This is a genomic window from Pseudomonas paraglycinae, assembly GCF_021601625.1.
Classification (GTDB): Bacteria; Pseudomonadota; Gammaproteobacteria; order Pseudomonadales; family Pseudomonadaceae; genus Aquipseudomonas; species Aquipseudomonas paraglycinae.
This window is the reverse complement of the sequence record NZ_BQHR01000005.1, coordinates 201,508-216,894: the sequence shown is the minus strand read 5'-3', so window position 1 is coordinate 216,894 and position 15,387 is coordinate 201,508. Positions and strand designations below refer to the sequence as shown.

Genomic DNA, 15,387 nt, shown 5'->3' with positions numbered 1-15,387 from the left:
TGAAAGGGAAGGGGCACGTGGTAGATAGCTACGACACGCGGGTTGATTCGATTCACTTTATTTCGAATGTCGGCCAGTTCACGCAAGATCCTCGGGCTTCATTGGAAATGGTTACCCGGGATCCGCGTTGAACCGCTGTGGCGAGTGAGCTTACTTGCCGAGTTTTCTCAGTTCGTCCGACTCGACAATCCGCACACCATCCTGCTCCTCCAGCGCCAGACGCCACATGGCGCGGGCCAGTTGGCAGGCTTCGATGCCACGGTATTTGCCGGGGATCAATTTAGAGAATGGCGCGGCGAGCTGTTCGCCCAGACGGGGCTCGCTGCGTTCGCCGAGCAACAGCGATGGCCGGCAGATGGTCAATTGCGGCCAGTCCTGCGCGCGCAATGCGTATTCCATTTCTCCTTTTACCCGGTTGTAGAACACCGAGGACCGGCGATCTGCCCCCAGGGCGCTGATCACGATCAGGTGCCGTGCTCCCATTTCCCGGGCGCGCTTGGCGAACGCCACCACCATGTCCAGATCCACGGCGCGAAACGCCTCTTCGGAGCCGGCCTGTTTGATCGTGGTGCCGAGACAGCAATAGGCAATGTCGACCCGACCGGTCAGTTGCGGCAGGAAGGTCTGTGGATCGCCGACCGGGTTTTCCAGATGCGGATGTTCAGCCAGCGGCCGGCGTGAGGGGGCAAGGACGCGGCTGATCGTCGGCTCGTTGAGCAGGCGGTCGAGCAGATGTTCACCGGTCAATCCGGTGGCTCCGGCAAGCAAGACATGCTGAGGCGTCAAGTACATAGTGTCTCTCCCTTGATACTGTTCAGCTTAGTTGCTCTTTATCGCTCCGTCGTTCAACGCAGCACTTTGCAATGCTTTTCTCGCTTGCTGTTTACGCAGCAGTTGCCAGTGCGCCAGCACGGTTTTCGGCGCCCAGATCTGCGGTTCAGAGGCTTCGAAGTTGTCCGCCAGTTCGCGCTCGGCGACGGTGGCCTTGGCCAGTTTGAAGGCTTGCTCCAGGTCGTCGGTCTGGTTCAGCGCCTGGGCAAACAGGGCATCGCCGAAGTAGGTGAAGTTGGCCTCCTCGGAGCAACCGAACGACACGCGATCGGCGCGCGAGGCGGTCATGATCAGCGTGCGCTCGTCCTTCAGCGCCGGAATGAAACCGCCGGAATAGCACGAAGAGATGACGATGATCTTGTCGCGATTCTTCAGCGGTGCGAGCACAGCGGCGAGTTCGTCGGCGGGCAGGTCGGCCAGTTCCATGCGCGGCTGGTCGAGCACCAGTTCGTGTTCGGCGGTGCCGTGGCTGGTCAGGTAAATGAACACCAGGTCTTCCGGGCCGCTGCGTTCGGCCAGGGTTTGAGCGGCGCGCCGCAGGTTTTCGCGGGTGGCCATCGGCCGGTCGCCGAGGTGGTCGCGATGGTTGACCAGGCGAATCTGGCCAAACGCGCCGAAACGGCTGGTGAGCATGTTGGCCACGTAATCGGATTCGCGCAGGAACACGCTCTGCTTGCCGTCGCCGCCGAGGGTCAGGGTGTACAGCTCCACCGCCGGAGTCGAGGCCGGCACATTGGCCAGCGCCTCGTCGAGCAGGCGACCCTGGGCCAGCAGGCCGAGTTCTAGGGTGTCCGGCAGCAACTTGCCGTCGGCATCGCGTACCCGCTGGCCGTTGATCCAGGTACCGCTGAGCACACTGCCATCGGTGAGCACCAGGGTGCCGCGTCCGGAATAACTGTCGCTGTCGAATCCACCGACGTAGAAGCTGCCATCGGACAGGTTCAGGCGACCCTGACCGCTGAAGCGCCAATCATTGAAGTAACCGATGTAGTGGCTGCCGTCGGCGCCGATCAGTTCGCCCTTGCCGGTCAGCGCGCCTTCCTTGAACTGCCCGAGCCAGACATCGCCATCGGCGTTTTCGTAGCGACCCTTGCCGTGCAGTTGATTGTTCTTGAAGCCGCCGACGTAGATGTCGCCGTCGGCACTGTTGAAGGTGCCGTTGCCTTCGAGCTGGCCGTTGACGAAGTGGCCGGTGAACTGATTGCCGCTGGCATCGCCGCGCTGGCCTTCGCCGTTGGGTTTGCCGTGGGCGAACTGGCCCTGATAGGAACTGCCGTCATCCAGCTCGAGGCGACCGAGCCCGGAATACTGGTCGGCCTTGAATTCGCCGCGATAGGTCATCGCGTTTTCTTTAAGGGTGCCTTCGCCGTCACGTCGGCCCAGCTTGAAACCGCCGGTGTAGCTGCCGGCCGTGGTGGTCAGCGCGCCCTGGCCGTCGAACAGCCCTTGCTGGAAGTTGCCGCGATAGACCTCGCCATTGCTGCCGTGCCATTCGCCCTGACCATGCCATTGCCCCTTGTCGAACGCCCCGGCGTACCAGCTGCCGTTGGGGTAGTCGACCCGGCCCTGGCCTTGCAGCAAACCATCGACCAGTTCACCGCGATAGCGGCCGCCGTCGGGCAGGCGTGCATCCGGCGGCAACAGCGATTCGCCGTCGCCACACGCGGCCAGCAACAGGGTCAAGGCAAGGGGAGCAAGAGGAGCGAATGAGCGCATAGCGGGATCCGGGCAATTAGGCGACCGAGTATGCCGCAGCTATGTGACCTAATACAGCCGGCGGGGAGGAGCGGATGCGAAACAGCGTGAGCCGCTTCGCATCCAGGCGCTTAAACGAAGCAGAGCGACAGCGGTTCGGCGATGTAGGCCGGTTTGTCCGAGCCTTCGATCTCCAGGGTGGCGGTGGCCTTGAGCAGCCACTGGCCAGGTTTTTTCTCGGTCACTTCACCGAGGTCGACCTTGAGCCGGACCTTGGAGTTGACCTTGACCGGCTGGATGAAACGCACGCTGTCCAGGCCGTAGTTGACCACCATCTTCACGCCTTGCGGCAGGATCAGGATGTCTTCCATCAGTTTGGGGATCAGCGACAACGACAGGAAACCGTGTGCAATGGTGCTGCCAAATGGCGTTTGCGCGGCTTTGACCGGGTCGACATGGATGAACTGGTAATCCCCGGTGGCTTCGGCGAACAGGTTGATGCGCTCCTGATCGATGGTGAGCCATTCGGAACGTCCGAGTTCCTTGCCGACATAATCTTTGAGCTCTGCAACTGGAACATAGGGCATTGAGACTCTCCTTGGGTTCATCGGTTTTATAGTTTTTCAGGTGGGGGATTTGACCGCCCTGCGAACCACTGTAGATCATCATGGCGATTTGCTCAGGTCAACCGACCATGCTTTTGGCGAATGCCGATCCATAGCGCAGGCGTGCTTATAATGCGGGCGACTTGCGAGGCGAAAAGTAAGACGGAGATGACGGATGTTGCTACGCGGCCTGACCATGCTGGTGCTGTTTCAATTGCTCGGCACGGCCCTCAATCATTTGCTGTTGCCGGTACTGCCGGGGCCGATCATCGGCCTTTTGCTGTTGCTGGTATTTCTGATCGTGCGCGGTGAAGTCGGCGAGCCGCTGAACCTTGCGGCCGGCAGCCTGCTGCGTTATCTGCCATTGCTGCTGGTGCCGCCGGCGGTGGGCGTGATGGTGTATGCCACGGCGATTGCCGCGGATTTCTGGGCCATTGTCGGTGCGCTGGTGGTCTCGCTGATTCTGTCGATGGCCTTCGCCGGCGTGCTGATGCAACGGCTGGTCAAGCGTCACGCGCCGCATTCGGAGGAGTCCTGATGCTGTTCGACTGGCAAGGTGCCTGGGCTTCGGTGATTCACCATCCCCTGTTCGGCATCGGCATCACCCTCGGTGCCTATCAACTGGTGCTGGCGGCATTCGAGAAAACCCGCTGGATCTTTCTGCAACCGGTGCTGGTCTCGATGCTGTTGGTGATCGGCGTGCTGGTCGGCTGCGGCCTGACCTACGCCGAGTACCGCAAGAGCACCGAGATCCTCAGTATTCTGCTGGGCCCGGCGACCGTTGCGCTGGCAGTGCCGCTGTATCTGAATCTGCGACGCATCCGGCAATTGTTCTGGCCGATTTTTACTACGCTGGTGATAGGCGGCGTGGTCGCCACGGGCATGGGCGTGGCGCTGGGCTGGTGGTTCGGTGCCGATCACATGATCCTGATGACCATGGCGCCCAAGTCGGTGACCTCACCGATCGCCATGCTGGTGGCCGAACAGATCGGCGGTGTCGCGGCACTGGCGGCGGTTTTCGTGTTGATCACCGGGGTGATCGGCGCGATCTTCGGGCCGGCGCTGCTGACCCGTCTCGGTGTGCACAGCCCGGAGGCGCGCGGCATGGCGCTGGGCATGACGGCACATGCGGTCGGCACCTCGGTGGCGTTGCAGGAAAGCGATGAGTGCGGCGCCTTCGCGGCGCTGGCGATGAGTCTGATGGGCGTGGCCACGGCGGTGTTCCTGCCGTTGGCGGTGTCGATGGTGGTGTAAGGAAATGTCTATGAGTCTGCCGCTTTTTCCGCTGAACACGGTGCTGTTTCCCGGCTGCAATCTGGATCTGCAGATCTTCGAAGCACGCTACCTGGACATGATCGGCCGCTGCATGAAACAGGGCGGCGGGTTCGGCGTGGTGTGCATCCTGGAAGGCAGCGAAGTCGGCGTCGCGCCGGAAGGTTTCGCCATGGTCGGCTGCGAAGCGCGCATCACCGATTTCCAGCAGCAGGACAACGGACTGCTGGGCATCCGGGTGCAGGGCGGGCGGCGCTTCATCGTGCAGAGCACCGACGTGCAGCGCGATCAATTGATCATGGCCGAGGTCGAGTGGCTGGACGAAGAACCCGAGCAACCGCTGCAGGATGAAGACGCCGATCTGGTGGCGCTGCTCAAGGCTCTCGCCGAGCACCCGATGGTCGAGGCGTTGAACATGGGCATCGAAGCGGCGGGGCAGCAATCACTGGCCAATCAGTTGGCGTATCTGCTGCCGTTCGCCGAGGAAGACAAGATCGATTTGCTGCAACTCGACGACCCGCAGCAGCGACTGGATGCGATTCAGGCGCTGCTCGATGAATTGCAGGGCGAGTTGTTCGCTTAAGACTCGACCCGGTTATACGGGCCAGACGATGTCATTGGCGAACCAGTCCCGGCCACCTGGAAATGCAAGGATCGGCTTGCCGGCCCTGGCCACCGCATCGATCAAAGCGTCGTATTCATGTTGATTGGAAATGCCGCTGTGGGTCCGCGCCTCGATGTCATTGCCGATGTAGCTGGTTTGGGCTTGAGCGGCGACATCGTCGACTCTGGCGGCACGCGTGAAGGTCGAGTCGAGCAGCCACAGACGCTCTGATTCGATACCTCGCTTGGACGTTGAAATCAGGGCTTCGAGTTCGTCATCTGGAAACCAGGCATTCCTTTCCCGTGCCGCCAGATTGAGCAAATGGTTCTCTTCGTTGAGGACCACCTCCATCCTTCGGGTATCGATGACGTAAGAGAAGATGAACTGCTGATCGTGGCGGATCGTCTCGTAATTGCGTTCGGTGTCCAGTTCTACGTCCGATGCATCGGACCAGTCGTTGTCGGAGTTCCCTGACTCGTTGTCCGATTCACCCGGTTTTTTGCCGGGATATTTGTTTCTCTGGCTGTTGTAGCGCAGGTACTCCGGATCGGGAGCCTCGGTGCCCCTGGCGCTATATCTCTTGACCAACTGATGGCTGACCGTGGCACTGATCGGTTTTTCGGTCGTGGCGCCGCGCGGGTGTTTCAGGCGAGGCAGCATGCGTCCGTCGTTGTAGAACTCGAAAGGCGTGCGTTCATCGGCCCTGAACAGACCCGGAATATCCGTGCGATACAGGCAGTCGCTGCTGTTGCGCAGGTAACCGAGTCGGGTCAGAAAGGCGTCGAGAAATTCCCGGGTGACGCTTTTGTCGAAGTCGATCAGGTCGCTGCGCAGTGTTCCGTTCCGCACGGGCAGTAGCAGCGGTTCGATTTCTTCATACAGTTGATCGAAGCGGGTCGGATCGTTCTCGTCCCGAGAGCGTAAGTGATGCTGCTCGGCCCACTCCGGCATCACCCGGGGATCGGCGGTCAGATCACTGTGCAACCGGATGTGTTGTCGTGGCGACAGGTTATAGGCGCGCAAAAACTCGACGCGCTGGCCGAGCGTCATCAGTGGATGCATCGTGAGCAACGAGTCGTTCAGCAGTCGGGTGGTGGCTTCATGCGCCGACAAAGGAGAGGTCTGCGCTTGTTTGGCTGGCTCCGGCGTATCAACGTCACTGACCTGGGAATGGGGGCGTTTCGAGGGGGTATGTGAGGCCGGGCTCCAGGTCGATTCACCGGTATTTCTGTAGAGCACCGGCCCGGGAGACAGCTTTTTGTATAGATCCATGGCCCGATAGGTGCCCAGGTTCGCATCGAATTCCACATACACCGTGCCGCTGTCTTTCACATCGACGAACGCGCGTCCGACGATGTAGCGCAGACCCTCCTCGTTGGGCGGTTGCAGGTTGCGCAGCAATCCGGGGTTCAAACGGTAACTGTCCAGTCCGGTCGCCGTTTCACGGGAAGCGACCGGCAGGTCAGACACTTCGATTTTCGGTGTGTCCGCGAGGGGCGGGGTGTGTCCCGGGTTTCGCGGATGCGCGGCCGTCAGGTCTGGCGACGAATGCGGTAGCTGTGGGTCTGGCGCTTGCGGTCGCAATCGTGGGAGTTCAGCAAGCGAGTCGGCGGGCGTATTACCCTTGGAAAAGCCTGGCGGTGAGGGTGGTTTTGGTCGCATGGTGTCATTCCTTGACGATGATCAGGTGCTCGACAGGTATCGAGCGGGTCGGAGCGGTTTCGCTGCTCCAGACGTGGGTGGCAACGTTGTATGAAATCTTGCCGGCAGCGGTTTCGCTCAGGCGAATGTGGTGAACGGACACTTCGTCGGACTCAAGCTCTTCACGCCGTTGATGCTCACGAATGTCCTGGGCGATGGCCTGAACCGATGGGTAGGCTCGGGCATTGATGGCGCACAGACCGATCACCTCGAACAGTGCATTGATCCGATAACGGTTTCCCGAGGAGACCACGACTTCGATGGTTTCCAGTGGCGTCAGCGGATCGTTGCTGTCCGGCAGTTGAATCCGGATGCTGCCGATTCTGAGCAGGTTGTCCTTGATGGAAAGATCGCGGTGGCTGATCTGCTCTTGCAGATGTTGCGTGTGAATGAACCAGGTGGAAGAGCCCGAGACGTTGGCATCCGCTTCTGCGGTGGACAGCCGGATGGACGTGGCGCTGGCGGGAAACAGTTCATAGCTCGACGATCGTCCCTCCAGCCAATAGGTCGCATTGTGCTCGGCTGCCTGAAAGTCGACCCGCTGCGAGGTTGCCTTCAGCGTGCGCTTCTCGACAGAGGGCCTGACGAAAATATACCGGCCGGCTCGCTCGCGCAGCGAGGTGCGGCTTTGCACTACGGTATAACCCGGGTTCCTTGCGTCGTTTAGATACGTGGGATGTGGAAAGTCGAGGTGATAGGAAATCCCGTCTCGCATGACCAGCGTCATCGGGTGATTCATCTGCCAGCCGGAGGCCAGGATTCCGGCTCCCATGTCGCGTTTCTTGCCCGGATTTTCTCTTGCAGCACCGTGCAACGAGAGCAAGCCACCACTTTCGTGGAACGTGATGGTGTGGTGAATGTCCGTGTAGCTGAGCAGCGTGAATGCGTTTGGCCTGGTTTTGGTAACGGTATAAATCGCCCGGACTTCATCGATTTCCGTGCTGTCGCGGTCGACGTACAGAGTGCTTCGGGTCGGATTTGCGTGTGGCGTTGCCATCAGGATTGCATGACGGATCTGGCGCGAGATGAAGTAGTACGAGTGCGGTTTGTTGGAAATCCTGCGAGGGAGATCATTGACCGGCACCGGCGAGGATTTCGTTGTGCCGACGGTCAGAACGGTCACTTTCACGGTCAGGTCGGCCAGGTCCGGGGTATCGGCAGGCCACGCCGGCAGCAAGTGGTAGCCGTCCTGTGTAATGAACGTCCATTTGTCGTTGCGCAAGGTGCGTTTGCCATCGACCGTCCGGTACACCGCCTCCAGCACCAGTTCCCGCATGGGCGACCGGATGTCGTCGTCGCGCAGGGATTCAATGACCAGCGCGTCATTGCGCACGTACCAGCGCTGGATGGCTTCGAGCGTCACGCCCAGATAGACCGTGCTCGGTTCCTGACCATCCTCGTGGAGGGAAACCTTGAGGCAGTTCGGGGCAATTTCGTAGGTGTCGCGGCCGCTGCCTCCATCGACGGTGCTACGAAGGCCGCGGACGGCGATGCGGTCATCGCCGGCTCCGGCATCGACGCGGTCATCGCCATTGGCGGCAATGGTGTCGGCGTGGTCGGAACCGGTCACGCGGTTGAGCGCGCCAGCCAGTGTCTCGACCTTTTCGACGGACCTGAAGGTTGAATGCAGCACCGGCGCACGCGCCGGATCGACAGGACGCACCGCCAGCCTGCCTTTTTTCAGGTCGACATCAAAACCGATATGGCGCGGCGGGCTAGCGAGAGGGTCTTCGTTTTTATGTTTGCCTTGCAGCCAAAGCAGGTCGGTGCCGTCACCACCGGACAGCTCACTGACGGTGGTCGGGTCATCAGACAGCGCTTCGGAAGCCGACTGAAACAGAAAGGAGTCATCCTTGTTGCCGCCGTCCAGGGTTTTACGGCCACTGGCATAGCTGAAGAAATTCGGCTTGTCCTCGACGCCTTGCACCGTGTCATGGCCGCCGCCCAGGTTCCAGAAGACCCCTTTCGCCGGGTCGCTTTTGGTCTGGGCGATGACGGCGTCCGAGCCTGATACGCCCTTCCTCGCATCGCAGGTATCGTCCGTATCACTGATGACGGGGAGATTTTCGGTGGTATAGGGTGTTTCTCCTTTGGCCTCATCCCATTGGAAGCGATAAAGACGAGTTGGCTGCAACGTGACCTCGTAACGGCCATTGACGATCACATCGACACTTTCCTTGAATTCATTGTCGAGCCAGCCAAGGCTGCGGGTTTTCAAGGCTTTGGCATAATCGCTCGTGGTCTTGGCGATCAGGTAGCGCTCCATCAGCGCCTTGTCCTGGCTTTGTCCGGTGAACGCGAACCAGCCGGCACGCCAGCGTTCGTTCACGGTCAGCTCGATGTATTCGTCGATATCTTCGACCATGCGGGCGGCACCGTAGATTCGGGCACCGACAATCATGATCGCCGCCGCTGCAATCCCCACCGGGCCCGCCGCCTGAAAACCCATCAGTGCTGCGCAGCCAAGGGCAATGGACAGGGCACCGCTGAACACGCTCAAGCCGCCGGTGACGTACAGATCCTGAGCTTCCTTGCCCTGGGCCCTGGCCGCATCGTTGAAGGATTTGATGGCGGTGTAGATGTCGAAGGGCAACGTCAGCAAGCTGGCGATCAGGCCTGCGCCCCGGCACAGCCATTTGCCCATGGTGGTCTTGCCGAATTGTTCGAGGGCCATGGAACCCTGACGGATCATCTGTTCGCCGGTCTTGTTCAGCGCGTATTCGAGGCCCAGTGAAGTGATCTCTGCGAAAGCGCCCCCCGCATTGATCAACACTTCGCCCATCTGACCTTTCTTGAGGCCGTCGATGGCGCCCATGTAGGCGCTGTACAAACCGTAGGCCTGCAGCCCGGCGCCCATACTGGTCATGCCGCGACTCTTGGCTTTGTCTACCCAGCCCGGCAAATGTTCGGGCAGCGGGCTTCTTTGGATATCCAGCTGTTGAGTGGCGGTCAGCAGTTTGCCGATTTTCTGCATGGGGTGCTCAGCATCACTGGCGGATATTTCGCGCAGAAGCGGTGCTGCGTCGGGGGAGCGCAGAGTGACGATTTCGTAGAGTAATTCCGGTACCCGTTGGTGCTCCTGACCATCGACTGACTTGATCCGCCGCTCAACCTGGGCGGGATCGAATTGCAGCCCATCGATAAAGGCCTGATCGGGCTCGGGGAAGTACGTGTTGGCTGCTGTAATGGCCTCGCCGTTGACCCGGGCACCCAGCGCCTGAAGTGTCTGGCGGCTCACGGTCAGTTCGCCAAATCGCAGGGGCCCGAACAGTTTGTCCAGATCGTTCAGGTCCGACATTTTGCCGGACGGTACATCGGTTTCCGCCGTTGCTGAATTTGATGGAGTGTTAATGTCGGAAATTGTTATGGGGGCTGTAAGAATAGTTTCAGAGTTGATGTTAAAAGGTTTGGCCAAAATCAATACTCGTTGATGAAGTGTCTGGAGACTTTGGCATGTTGAGCAGGTGTGTTCGGTTGTTATTGTTTTTCCGTTTGTATTGTTGTTTTTTGTATTGTCTTTGAAGTGGTTTGTCGGGTGCTTTTGATTTAGCGTTGAACCCGGCTCGCAGGAAGCGGGTTTCATGAACAAGGAGAACAATGTGACAATTTATGAAGATGAATGGGCGTTCTGGGATGATATTGCCGGGAAGTATATTTTTAAACATGCAGGCGTTGATCTGAATATCGACATTGTCCTCAAGGCCGCCGGCTACTACGCGGATTCCATGGTGCTTGAGCGCCGCAAACGCAGACGTGTGAAGAACGATCCGGCCCAGGCTGCTGGTAAATGAAATCCTGTCTGTTGTTCAGTCCGTTTTTAACAAGAAGAGAACCTTCACATGTCTGATGCCAATAATATTACCTTCACGGGGCAACTGTTCGCGGATGGACTTCCGCTGGTGCTCAATTATCAAGTCATGGAACAACGTTTGAAGCAGCCGCGGATCACCACGGGGCAGAGGTTGAATGCGGAGATTTCCCTGAATGACGAAATCAGTTCGCCAATCGTGACACTCGCGGATCATGATGATGCCGAGCCGCTGTTATTGGAGTTTGTTCCGGATTATCAGGGGCGATATGCCCTTAATGTCAAAGCGGCCGGTCGTTACTTTAATTGGCAGCTGCGACTTGATCAAAGTACAAGGCATCTTCTGGCCGCGAAAAGTGGCGGTAGTTACTTTGAGCTGGAAACTTATGCCGGAAAGCTCAAGTCGTTTGGTGACTTGCCGTCCAATCCGGTTTCTGTGGCGCTGTTCAGCGTAGAGAAGAAGATGCGCCTGTTTCAGCATGAGACAAAGGAAGGGCTCACCTACTTCCTGGACAAGAATCCGAACGACACCGGGCACAATGCCTACAACCCTTCGTCGGTATCGTTCGTCTTGAGGAGCAATCCTTCGCTGCTGTCTGCCGTCGCCTAGTACGAATAGCGCAGCATGGTATGCGGCAAGTGTCGCAGCACGAAGAAACCGAACAGGGCGACCAGCGCCGGCAACACCAGCCACCAGACTCTCTGCGGCATGGCGCCGAGCGGTGATTGCCGCTGGCTGAGCCAGAGCCCGGCGGCACACACGCACGCGGCAAGCATGGCGCCGGCCAGCACATCCGTCGGCCAGTGCGCGCCCAGATACACCCGCGACAAGGCAATCGCCAGTGCCGGAATGCAGCCGATCAGCAACCATGTCAGTCGCAGTCTCGGCGGTTGCCCGCGTCCGGCGAGTACGGCCAGGGTCAGGAACAGCGCGAACGATCCGGACGCATGGCCGCTGGGCATGCTGTAGCTGGTGAGCGGATCGGTCAGGACTTCCGGGCGCACCCGGGCGAAAAACATCTTGGTGCCGGTGTTGGCCAGGGCCGTGACGAGCAGGGTGCCGCCCACGAAGATCGCGTGGCGCCACTGACGGCACAGCAACAGCAGCGCGGTCAGCAGGGCACTGAACAGCAGCATGTTGCGGAACTCGCCGATCAGGGTGAACACCACCGCCACCTCATCCAGCGCCGGGCGGCGGTGTTCCTGCACCAGGGTCATGACGCCCTGATCGAGGGCGGTCAGATACGGGTAACCGATGAACAGGCCGATCAGGATCAACAGGCTCATGCTGCTGATCCAGATCGTCGCCCGCCGATGGCGGCGCAGGCTGCTGTTGGCGCTCAGGCCGACCATCACCGCAATGCTGCCGGCGACGATTCCGGCCTGCAGCCAGAAACCTTCCGGCAACGGCAGGCGAATCGCCGCCCCGGTGGCCCAGCCCGGCAGCAGGTACGCGAGGCTCCAGCCGGCCGCTGCCAGCAGACTCACGGCCGCGAAGCGCGGGAAGGGCATGTCGCACATCCCGGCGACCATCGGCAGCATCGGCCGCAACGGCCCGATGAAACGCCCGACCAGCAGGCTGGCGATGCCGTAGCGCTGGAAATAGGTTTCCGCGCCGGCCATCCATTCCGGATGATGGCGCAGGCCCGGCAGACGCCGGATGTTCTGGTGGAAGTGGCGGCCGAGGAAATACGAAATCACGTCGCCGAGAATCCCGCCGAGGAAACCCAGCAACAGGGTTTCGCTCAATGACAATGCACCGCTGCCGGCCAGCACCGCCACGGCAAACAGCAGCACCGTGCCGGGCACGATCAAACCGGCAATCGCCAGGCATTCCACGCAGGCCACGACAAACACTGCAGCGGCCAGCCACTGCGGATTGGCGGCCAGCCACCCGGTCACGCTATCGAGCCATGGGCCCATACAAACCACTCCATTTCATTGATGTCCCTGATCGGCGAGCCGAAGGGTGTGCATTCACAGCAAAAAATAATCGCGACCTTCGACCTGACCCCGGCGCAGCGGGTTCCGCGTGCACCACTGGGCATAGGCGGCATCGACGAAGCGATACATCAAGTGTTCGTCACGGCCATGGGGAATGCCCAGGCGGGTGGTCTGAATCACATGAGTTGGCGCAGGGCCGGTGTCCTCCACCAGCAGAATTTCGTGGTCGAAGCGCTTGGCATCCCACACCGGCACTTTCAGCCCCAGCGCCTTGCACAACAGCGTCTGTCCGGCACAGAGTTTCTGCGACGGACGCGGGCGCCCCTGGGCATCGGGGTTGTTCAGCAGCATCTGCGCCAGACTGGCCGGGCCACTGATCTCGTCGACCCACGGATAAGCCGATTTGATCAGCACCGCATTGCCCGGGCCCTGCGCGCTGAAGTTCAGCGAATCGCCGCCACGGGCGTAGTACATATAGATGTGGCCGCCGTCCAGAAACAAAGCCTTACGCTTTTCTGTGTAGCCGAGGGACGCGTGGCTGCCTTTTTCTTCGCAGTAATACGCTTCGGTTTCGATGATTCGGGCGCTGAGCCACAAATCGCCGACGCGGTGGCGGATGACTTTGCCGAGCAGATCGCGGGCCAGTGTCTGGGCGTCACGGTCGAAAAAAGCGTCCGCAAGGCCGACAGGCTGGCGCGCGGAGGTGGCGCGAACGGTCAGGTTGGACATGGCAAACAATGTTTATCCAGGCGAAGGAGGTCGTGATGATAACAATTGACGGCTTAATCCCGGCTGAACGTCGGCAAATCGCCGTCCATTTCGACCATCCGCCCGTCACCGCTGTTAGTCCCGGGACGCGACAGCTATAATCTGCCGCTTTCCTCTTTGCCAAGACCCCAGCAGACTATGACTGAGTCCGTTCTTGACTACATGACCCGATTGGGTCGCGCCGCCCGCGAAGCTTCCCGCGTCATCGGCCGTGCCAGCACCGCGCAGAAAAACCGCGCCCTGCTGGCTGCCGCCAATGCCCTGGACGCCGCCCGCCCCGAGCTTGCGGCAGCCAATGAACAGGATCTGGCCGCCGGTCGCGCCAACGGTCTGGAGCCTGCGCTACTGGAACGTCTGGAACTGACCCCGGCGCGCATCGACGGCATGATCGTCGGTCTGCGTCAGGTCGCAGCGCTGCCGGATCCGGTCGGTGCGATCCGCGACATGAGCTTCCGTCCGTCGGGCATTCAGGTCGGCAAGATGCGCGTACCGCTGGGCGTGATCGGGATCATCTACGAATCCCGTCCCAACGTGACCATCGATGCCGCGAGCCTGTGCCTGAAGTCCGGCAACGCGACCATCCTGCGCGGCGGTTCCGAAGCGATTCATTCCAACCGCGCGATTGCCGCCTGCATCCAGCGCGGTCTGGCTGTAGCCGAACTGCCGGCTGCCGTGGTGCAAGTGGTGGAAACCACCGACCGCGCCGCCGTCGGCGCGCTGATCACCATGCCTGAATACGTCGACGTGATCGTGCCGCGCGGTGGCCGTGGCCTGATCGAGCGCATCAGCCGTGACGCCCGGGTGCCGGTGATCAAGCATCTTGACGGCATCTGCCACGTGTATGTCAGCGAACACGCCGACCTGCCGAAAGCCCAGCGCATCGCCTTCAATGCCAAGACCTACCGCTATGGCATCTGCGGTGCGATGGAGACCTTGCTGGTCGATCAACGTGTTGCGAAGGATTTCCTGCCGTCGATGGCGAAGCAGTTCCGCGAAAAAGGCGTCGAGCTGCGCGGTTGCGAACGCACCCGGGCGATCATCGAGGCCGTAGCGGCAACGGAGGAAGACTGGAGCACCGAGTACCTGGCGCCGATTCTGTCGATCCGCGTGGTGGATGGCCTGGATCAGGCCGTCGAACACATCAACCATTTCGGCTCCCACCACACCGACTCGATCGTCAGCGAAAACCTCGCCGACACCCGTCAGTTCGTGGCTCAGGTCGACTCGGCGTCGGTGATGATCAACACCCCAACCTGCTTCGCCGATGGATTCGAATACGGATTGGGTGCCGAGATCGGCATTTCTACTGATAAGCTGCACGCCCGTGGCCCGGTGGGCCTGGAAGGACTGACCTGCGAGAAGTACATCGTGGTAGGTGATGGCCAGTTGCGCGGCCAGGCGACGGTCTGACTTGTCCGACCTCGACCTGAAAGCGCCGAAACCCGGCAAGAGGTCCCGTCCCCGGCGCATTGGCGTTCTGGGCGGGACGTTCGACCCGGTGCACGTCGGCCATTTGCGTGGCGCGCTGGAAGTCGCCGAAGCGCTGGGGCTTGATGAGCTGCGCATGATGCCCAGCGCCCGGCCGCCGCACCGCGATACGCCGCAGGTGTCGGCGCAGGACCGGCTGGCAATGGTTGAATGTGCGGTGGCCGGTGTGCCGCCGCTGGTGGTGGACGCCCGCGAATTGCAGCGGGACAAACCGTCCTGGACCATCGATACCCTGGAGTCGCTGCGTGCCGAAATGGCCGCCGAGACCCAGGTTTTTCTGCTTCTGGGCTGGGACGCATTTTGCGGCCTGCCCACTTGGCACCGCTGGGAAGAGTTGCTCCAGCATTGCCACATCCTGGTGCTACAGCGCCCGGACGCCGACAGCGAACCGCCGGATGCCTTGCGCAACCTGCTGGCAGCGCGTTCGGTGAGCGACCCGCTGGCCCTGAAGGGGCCGAGCGGACAGATTGCATTCGTCTGGCAGACACCGCTCGCGGTTTCCGCCACCCAGATCCGTCAACTGCTGGCCAGCGGTAAGTCGGTACGTTTCCTGGTGCCCGACGCGGTCCTGGCCTACATCGATGCGCACGGTCTGTACCGTGCGTCGAACTGAACAAGGCGTGCTTCACTGATACGAATCCACGTGTCGCCAAGCCGCCGAAAATATGAGC

14 protein-coding genes are annotated in these 15,387 nt (G+C 60.6%); 7 read left to right on the top strand and 7 right to left on the bottom strand.

Going from position 1 to position 15,387, the window contains the following annotated elements:
* Positions 1–150: 150 nt before the first annotated feature.
* The 3 genes from L6D82_RS09720 to L6D82_RS09710 form a co-directional block, all read right to left on the bottom strand.
* Positions 151–792: an oxidoreductase gene (locus tag L6D82_RS09720; protein ID WP_134020942.1), complete on the bottom strand. Its 642-nt coding sequence runs from the start codon at positions 790–792 to the stop codon at positions 151–153.
* 27 nt (positions 793–819) lie between these two features.
* The gene (locus L6D82_RS09715; protein ID WP_236188887.1) at positions 820–2,547 is read right to left on the bottom strand and encodes a C13 family peptidase; all 1,728 of its coding nucleotides are present in this window, start codon (positions 2,545–2,547) and stop codon (positions 820–822) included.
* 110 nt (positions 2,548–2,657) lie between these two features.
* On the bottom strand, positions 2,658–3,113 hold the full coding sequence (locus tag L6D82_RS09710) for a MaoC family dehydratase (protein WP_007909575.1): 456 nt from the start codon (positions 3,111–3,113) through the stop codon (positions 2,658–2,660).
* 193 nt (positions 3,114–3,306) lie between these two features.
* On the opposite strand from L6D82_RS09710, the gene L6D82_RS09705 reads away from it, so the two are divergent.
* From L6D82_RS09705 to L6D82_RS09695, 3 genes are read left to right on the top strand one after another with little or no spacing between them, the layout of a single operon-like run.
* A complete protein-coding gene (locus tag L6D82_RS09705) occupies positions 3,307–3,669 on the top strand; it encodes a CidA/LrgA family protein (protein WP_007958636.1) in 363 nt (120 codons plus the stop codon).
* The gene (locus L6D82_RS09700) at positions 3,669–4,385 is read left to right on the top strand and encodes an LrgB family protein (protein WP_007958637.1); all 717 of its coding nucleotides are present in this window, start codon (positions 3,669–3,671) and stop codon (positions 4,383–4,385) included. The genes L6D82_RS09705 and L6D82_RS09700 overlap by 1 nt, the downstream gene beginning before the upstream one ends.
* A gap of 10 nt (positions 4,386–4,395) precedes the next feature.
* Entirely contained in the window at positions 4,396–4,986 is a 591-nt protein-coding gene (locus L6D82_RS09695) for an LON peptidase substrate-binding domain-containing protein (RefSeq protein ID WP_085747646.1), read from the top strand.
* A 12-nt stretch (positions 4,987–4,998) separates the two neighbouring features.
* Here the strand turns inward: L6D82_RS09695 and L6D82_RS09690 are convergent, their stop codons facing one another.
* Positions 4,999–6,408 carry a hypothetical protein gene (locus tag L6D82_RS09690; protein ID WP_236188885.1) on the bottom strand — a complete coding sequence of 470 codons (1,410 nt, stop codon included), beginning with the start codon at positions 6,406–6,408 and terminating at the stop codon, positions 4,999–5,001.
* 265 nt (positions 6,409–6,673) lie between these two features.
* Positions 6,674–10,123 (bottom strand): phage tail tape measure protein, encoded by a 3,450-nt coding sequence (locus L6D82_RS09685; protein ID WP_236188883.1) that lies wholly within the window; start codon positions 10,121–10,123, stop codon positions 6,674–6,676.
* Positions 10,124–10,289: 166 nt separating this feature from the next.
* Between L6D82_RS09685 and L6D82_RS09680 the strand changes: the two genes are divergently transcribed.
* Complete coding sequence (locus tag L6D82_RS09680) at positions 10,290–10,499, top strand: hypothetical protein (RefSeq protein ID WP_236188882.1); 210 nt, start codon at positions 10,290–10,292, stop codon at positions 10,497–10,499.
* Between the two features lie 48 nt (positions 10,500–10,547).
* Positions 10,548–11,126: a hypothetical protein gene (locus tag L6D82_RS09675; RefSeq protein ID WP_236188881.1), complete on the top strand. Its 579-nt coding sequence runs from the start codon at positions 10,548–10,550 to the stop codon at positions 11,124–11,126.
* Here the strand turns inward: L6D82_RS09675 and L6D82_RS09670 are convergent.
* Together L6D82_RS09670 and L6D82_RS09665 are read right to left on the bottom strand one after the other, a co-directional pair.
* Positions 11,123–12,439, bottom strand: coding sequence for a bifunctional DedA family/phosphatase PAP2 family protein (locus tag L6D82_RS09670; RefSeq protein WP_085608764.1), 1,317 nt, complete (start codon positions 12,437–12,439; stop codon positions 11,123–11,125). The two genes, L6D82_RS09675 and L6D82_RS09670, sit on opposite strands and share 4 nt — an antisense overlap.
* A 54-nt stretch (positions 12,440–12,493) precedes the next feature.
* A complete protein-coding gene (locus L6D82_RS09665; RefSeq protein WP_007958648.1) occupies positions 12,494–13,189 on the bottom strand; it encodes a DNA-3-methyladenine glycosylase in 696 nt (231 codons plus the stop codon).
* Between the two features lie 177 nt (positions 13,190–13,366).
* Between L6D82_RS09665 and L6D82_RS09660 the strand changes: the two genes are divergently transcribed.
* Positions 13,367–14,638 (top strand): glutamate-5-semialdehyde dehydrogenase, encoded by a 1,272-nt coding sequence (locus L6D82_RS09660; protein WP_236188880.1) that lies wholly within the window; start codon positions 13,367–13,369, stop codon positions 14,636–14,638.
* Entirely contained in the window at positions 14,607–15,329 is a 723-nt protein-coding gene (nadD, locus tag L6D82_RS09655) for a nicotinate-nucleotide adenylyltransferase (RefSeq protein ID WP_039771865.1), read from the top strand. The genes L6D82_RS09660 and nadD overlap by 32 nt, the downstream gene beginning before the upstream one ends.
* Positions 15,330–15,387: the final 58 nt, after the last annotated feature.